General features: G+C 43.2%; 4 protein-coding genes. All 4 read right to left on the reverse strand.

Features of this window, described 5'->3' with window-relative positions; all coding sequences use genetic code 11:
• Positions 1-25 precede the first annotated feature (25 nt).
• Positions 26-913 (reverse strand): cation diffusion facilitator family transporter, encoded by an 888-nt coding sequence (locus AAC037_RS18120; protein WP_041935341.1) that lies wholly within the window; start codon positions 911-913, stop codon positions 26-28.
• A 2-nt stretch (positions 914-915) separates the two neighbouring features.
• Positions 916-1,707, reverse strand: coding sequence for a cation transporter (locus tag AAC037_RS18125; protein WP_339904550.1), 792 nt, complete (start codon positions 1,705-1,707; stop codon positions 916-918).
• Between the two features lie 10 nt (positions 1,708-1,717).
• Complete coding sequence (locus tag AAC037_RS18130; RefSeq protein WP_184497481.1) at positions 1,718-2,950, reverse strand: efflux RND transporter periplasmic adaptor subunit; 1,233 nt, start codon at positions 2,948-2,950, stop codon at positions 1,718-1,720.
• Positions 2,951-2,998: 48 nt separating this feature from the next.
• On the reverse strand, positions 2,999-5,973 hold a 2,975-nt coding region (locus AAC037_RS18135), incomplete at its 5' end, for an efflux RND transporter permease subunit (RefSeq protein ID WP_339904552.1).

Raw genomic sequence — 5,973 nt, forward strand, 5'->3', positions numbered from 1 at the left:
TTTCATCACTTATCAAATGATTTGATCAACAATCCTCCAACTCACAGTTTTCACCCTGTGCTTCAAACTCTATGGTAATGTGATTAATCGATTCATCTTTTAATTGTGTTCTTACTTGCTCTTTGAGCTTAGCTTGTTCTGAAAGTTTGTAGTCTTTATCTAGTCGAAGGTGAAGTGTAAGAATGTTGTACTGGCCGTCCATCGACCATGCGTGGCAGTCATGGATGTCAGTAACTTTTGATATGTTCTTGAGCTTTTGCCGAATGTCGTCAATGGAAATTTCCTCGGGAATGCCCTGAAGAATTACTAAAAGGCTCTTTTTGAGGTTTTTGTAAACATTGTACAAAACAAAAAGCGAGATTAGTACTGAGAGTAACGGATCTATAAATGGTGCATCTGTATACATCATAATGACACTACCTATAAGAACGGCCACCCATCCCAAGACATCTTCTAAAAGATGTAGTGAAACTACTTTTTCATTCAGAGATTCTCCTTTTCGGAGTTTGAAAACAGCTGCACCATTTACTACTATTCCCAAAATCGATAGATAGAGCATGCCTTCAACATTTGTTTCCCCAGGATTAAAGAGTTCAGGAATCGCTTTTGTCAGGATGAATATTGACCCTGCCACTAACACAATCGAATTGATTATCGCACCAAGCAATGAGAATCGTTTGTACCCGTAAGAGAATGTCTTGGTTCTACCTTTCTTGGATAGCTTCTGAAAGTACCACGAAAGTCCTAAACTGAGGCTATCTCCTAAATCATGCAGTGCATCCGACAGGATAGCCAAACTATTGGTATAGAGACCACCAATGATCTCAATGATTGTAAAGGCAAGGTTGAGAAAGAAGGCTACTTTTACATTGCCCTCTGAATGATTATGTGAATGATTGTGATTATGTCCCATAATCATTTTGCCAATTTCAGTATTCGAAAAGCACCACGCATAACAAAGGAGAAAACAACACCACCAACAACCAGATCCGGCCATTTACTTTTTAGAAAATAAACCAGAATCCCAGCTAGTATTACCCCTCCATTCACTATAATATCATTAGATGTAAATATCGCGCTGGCCTGCATGTGCGCTTCATCGCTTTTGGCTTTATTGATCAACCATAGGGAAACCAAGTTGCCGATAAGGGCCAGAATTGCTATAACTATCATCCATTGAAACAGCGGTGTTTCGCTTTCGCTGAAAAACCTGCGCAATACTTCTGAAAAGCCTAATAGTGCCAGACCCATTTGAAAATAGCCACTGATTTTAGCTACTTTTTTCTTGCGAGACATTGCTGCACCCACAGCAAACAGGCTTAGTGCATACACGATGGAATCTGCCAGCATATCCAGTGAATCGGCTATGAGTCCCATAGAGTTGGAAATCCAGCCGGTAGTCATTTCTATTATAAAGAAGCTGAAATTGATGCCCAGTACCCACCATAGTATTTTCCTTTGATGCGATTCGTCAACAACTGAAGGCAAATCAGCGTCTTCTGTGTTTTCCAATTTATCGTTTAGGTTCAACTCGCTGATAGCCTGATGAATTTGATCTATGTCACCAATGTGGTAAATTCCAAGTTGACGGGAAGGTATGTCAAATTCAAGGTGTTTTATATTGGAAAACGACTCCAATTTCATACGAATTAACTGTTCCTCAGAGGAGCAGTCCATTCTCGATATTTTGAATATTGTTTTTTTCATACTTCTATCTTTAATCATCGTCACCAGTCTCCCCTTTTTTCATTTCAGAAATTAGGTAATAAGCGTTGTTCCAGGCTACTTTTGTGCCCTCAGGAAGTGGCTCTAACAATTTAATTTCTACCCATCCGTCTTCTGTGATACCTGTTCGTACTTCTATGGCTTTAAACGCCCATTCGGTTTTGCCATCTTCTTCATGCGCTTCCGCCATAAAAATATAAGGCTTGCCTTCTTCTTCTATGATGGCACTTTCCGGCAAGGCTTTTACCTGATTATCACCCGTTCTTATTTTACCATTGATATACATCCCCGGGATCAAAAAATCTTCTTTTTGATCTATCTCTGCGTGTACATGCACCGCTTTCGGGTTTTGTTCAAATTGTTTGCCTACCGAATAGATTTTGGCAGTCAGCGTATTTCCCGGAACAGACTCCACAGTAAAGGACACTTTTTGTCCTACCTTTACTTTATAAATATCCTTTTCAAACACCATCAGGTCGGCATGAATGTGGTCGGTATTGACAATCATAAACATCTTGGTCTGAGGGTCTACATATTGACCAATCTGAACCTTGACTTTTTGTATGAATCCATGGATGGGACTGACTACAGGTACGTACCCATAGATTTCCCCACTCCGTATCTTCTCCACATTCAGGCTTAGCTGCTTCAATTGGGCTTCATAGCCTTTTACCTCACCTTTCATGGCCTGGTAGTCCGCCTGAATTTGCTGATAAGTTTTTCCGGAACCTACCTCTTCTTCATAGAGCCTTTTCTGCCGCTGGTTTTCTTTTTCCAGAAACTGTAATTGGCTATAAGCCCTTACATAGTCAGTCTGTAACCTGGTCAGGTTGGGATGAGAAATATAGGCCAATACCTGCCCTCTGCTAACCTGGTCTCCCTCTATCACTTTGATGGAGGTTACGTTGGCTCCCAGAATAGCTGTAACGGTTGCTTCATGCTGAGGTGGCACTTCTAACTGGCCATTTGCTTCTACCACGCCCGATAGTGAGCGAATGGGTAGTGTGTCAATTTTGATGCCCAGGCTTTCAAACTTGAGATCCGAAAGGTGAAGCTCAGCCATCCCTTCTTCATTAGTTCCTTCTTCACCCTCGTGCCCAGCCTCGCCCTCACTGTGTTCTTCGTGAGAGGCATCACCTGAGTTATCAGCCGAGTTGTTATCGCAGCCCGTAAATACCGATACCATCAGTACCAATGCCAGTATATATATGATTTGCTTTTTCATTGTGTTTATATTTTTAATCTGATTATCCATTCAGGTTTTATTAAATGCTTAATTTGATGTTTTTAAATAGTATTCCAGTTGGTAGCGGCTATTCAGGTAGTTGCCGAAGGCATTCCATGAGTCCACCTCTATGCGAATGGCATCCCTGATGTTTTGCAGAAAAGTCACATAGTCAATGGCCCCTTCCCGATAAGCCAAAATAGCTCCGGCTCGTTGTTCCTGCGCCAGGGGTAGTGCTTCATCCCTGTAGTAGTTCCATGAATAAAGCCATTTCAGATACTGCTCTTTCATTTCCTGATAAGCTGCATTCAACTCCAACTGGTTTTGTCGCAGGTTTTGTCCTGCAATATCCCGCTGTATTTTGGCCGATTGTGTTCTGCCAAGCTCAGGCCCAAAAAACAAAGGGATCCGAATACCAATTTGGTACTGATAAAATCCTGATTGCCCATCAACTTGTTGTCGTCCATATTGGCCTTGCAACTGTGGAAAAAACTGCGAACGCCTTTCTTTTATGGTCGCATCCGCTACATCTACCTGTTGTTTTGAAACATTCAAAATAGGATGGTTCATTAGGGAATCGGCTACATAATTCAGCGGTTCATCCAAGTGAGTGGCCGGGATATCCGGCACGGTAAAGAGGGTATCATTGGCAAACCAAAGGTTGAGCCGCTGCAAGGCGCTGAGATAATCTCTGTACGCCTGCTCCTTCTGTATCTGTACCTGATTGGCCTGGTTGGAAGTAGCCAAATATTCCAGCTTGGAAGTGGCTTCTGTTTCTAAGCGGATTCGTGCGGCTCTTTCAATATCGGTAAAAACCGAATCCAACTGCTCATACACCTGGTAATTATTCTTTGAAGCATATACCTGCGCCCAGGCCTGACTTACTTCCCTTTCCAGTTCTATTACAGACAAATCCAGAGCGGCTTCTGCCAATGCCACCCGTTCCTTTTGCAATTTCAAACGTGGTGCTATACCGAACACATCAATCTGCTGCTGCTGGATGCCAAATTGTGTGTAGACACCATCCGATCCATTGCCCACTTCCTCTTTACCAGTAAATATTTGGGTATTCCCTAAGTCCCAAGCTGTTTTCTTGAGAGCCTGCTGGCTTTCAATTTCCAGACGTGCCGATTGAATTTTAGGATAACTTTCTACAGCCCGCTTTCTGGCCTGTTCTAATGTGATCGTAGGTAGGCTGTCTTTCTCCTGTCCCTGCTGCTGTGCATTTGCCACAGCCGGTAAACCAACCAGTCCACCACAAACGATCAGGGCAATGATCACATTAGCATTCGGTGCTTTCAGGCTTTTTCTTCTGTCACTTCTTCCTTCTACAAGAGTGTATAGCACTGGGAGCACTACCAGCGTAAGCAAGGTGGCAGTAAGCATACCACCAATTACCACAGTAGCCAAAGGCCGCTGCACTTCTGCTCCGGCAGATGCTGAAAACGCCATGGGCATAAATCCAAGAATATCCGTGGTTGCGGTAAGCATAATAGGCCTGATCCGTTCTTTAGTTCCTGTAAAAATGCGGTCTCTGATGCTGGTGACTCCTTCCTCTTTTAGGGAATTAAATCGGTTGATCAATACCAAACCGTTCAGGACAGCTACACCAAAAAGCACAATAAAACCAACTCCCGCTGAAATACTAAATGGCATATCTCTAACCCATAGTGCAAATACTCCCCCAATAGCTGCCAGTGGAATAGCTATATAGATCATAATGGATTGAGAAAATGATTTCAGGGCGAAGTAGAGCAGAACAAAGATGAGAAAGAGAGCAATGGGTACAACAATTGCTAATCTGCTTTTAGCCCTTTCCAGATTTTCAAACTCCCCACCGTAGGAAATATAATAACCCGGAGGCAAGTCTAGTTGTGCATCCAGTTTTTTCTGAATGTCGTTTACGACTGATTCCACATCACGACCTCTTGTATTGACTCCCACATAAGTACGTCTATACGTGTTGTCTCTGGAGATTTGCATGGGGCCAGGCACATAGCTAATGTCGGCCACTTCTTTTATCGGAACTTGGGTACCATCGGGTAGATCAATGTAGAGTGTGCGCAGGTCATCAATACTTTTCCGGTGCGCCTCATCAAAGCGGATGACCAGATCAAATCTTTTTTCACCTTCAAAAATCACCCCGGCCACACCACCTGCAAAGGCTGAACTCACATACTCATTGATCTTTTGAATGTCCAATCCATATTGGGCAATTTTATCCCGATTGTAACGAACGGTCATTTGGGGAAGTCCTGATGTACGTTCTGGGTTTACATCACCGGCTCCTGGCACGGTAGAAATTATATCCGCCATTTCCTGCACTTTTGCGGCAAGCACTTCCAGGTCTTCGCCATAGAGTTTTACGGCAATGTCCTCCCGTACCCCTTCAAGCAACTCATTAAAACGCAGCTCTACCGGCTGGGTAAATACCAGGTTAACCCCGGTCAGATTGGTTTCCAGCTTTTCCTTGATTTGCTCAATTAGCTCGTCCTTGGTTTCAACTGAAACCCATTTATCTTTATCTTTTTCCAATATGAGGTACATATCGGCTATATCCATCGGCATGGGGTCCGTAGGGATATCGGCCACCCCAATTCTGGCAGTTACTGTTTTTATTTCGGGAAAACTTTCCAGCAACAGGTTCTCAATCTTGATTGATACCTCTTTAGACTCACTTAGGGAACTTCCGGGCCTGATGAGTGCCTGCATCGCGATATCTCCTTCATCAAGCTGTGGCACAAACTCCCCTCCCATACGTGAAAAAATGAAACCGGCTGCTACTAGTAGCACAATAGCTACGGTGATCACAATTGCTTTAAAACGCAGCGCACCTTTTAGCAAAGGCAAATAAACCCATTGAATGCCATCTATTATTTTATCACTAACCTTTTCCAGCCAGCGTTCAAATCGTCCAAACCAGTTCTTTTTGTTTTGAACAGGTTTCATAAACAAGGCCGACATCATCGGTACATACGTCAGACAAAGGAAAATGGCACCAATCATGGCAAAGCCAAATGTAT

The sequence above is a fragment of the uncultured Cyclobacterium sp. genome, assembly GCF_963976465.1.
In the GTDB taxonomy this organism is placed as follows: domain Bacteria; phylum Bacteroidota; class Bacteroidia; order Cytophagales; family Cyclobacteriaceae; genus Cyclobacterium.

Excerpts from the sequence above, each read along its gene's own strand:
- AAC037_RS18120 (WP_041935341.1), bottom strand. The coding sequence starts at position 913 with ATGGGACATAATCACAATCATTCACATAATCATTCAGAGGGCAATGTA.
- AAC037_RS18130 (WP_184497481.1), bottom strand. The coding sequence starts at position 2,950 with ATGAAAAAGCAAATCATATATATACTGGCATTGGTACTGATGGTATCG.
- AAC037_RS18125 (WP_339904550.1), bottom strand. The coding sequence starts at position 1,707 with ATGAAAAAAACAATATTCAAAATATCGAGAATGGACTGCTCCTCTGAG.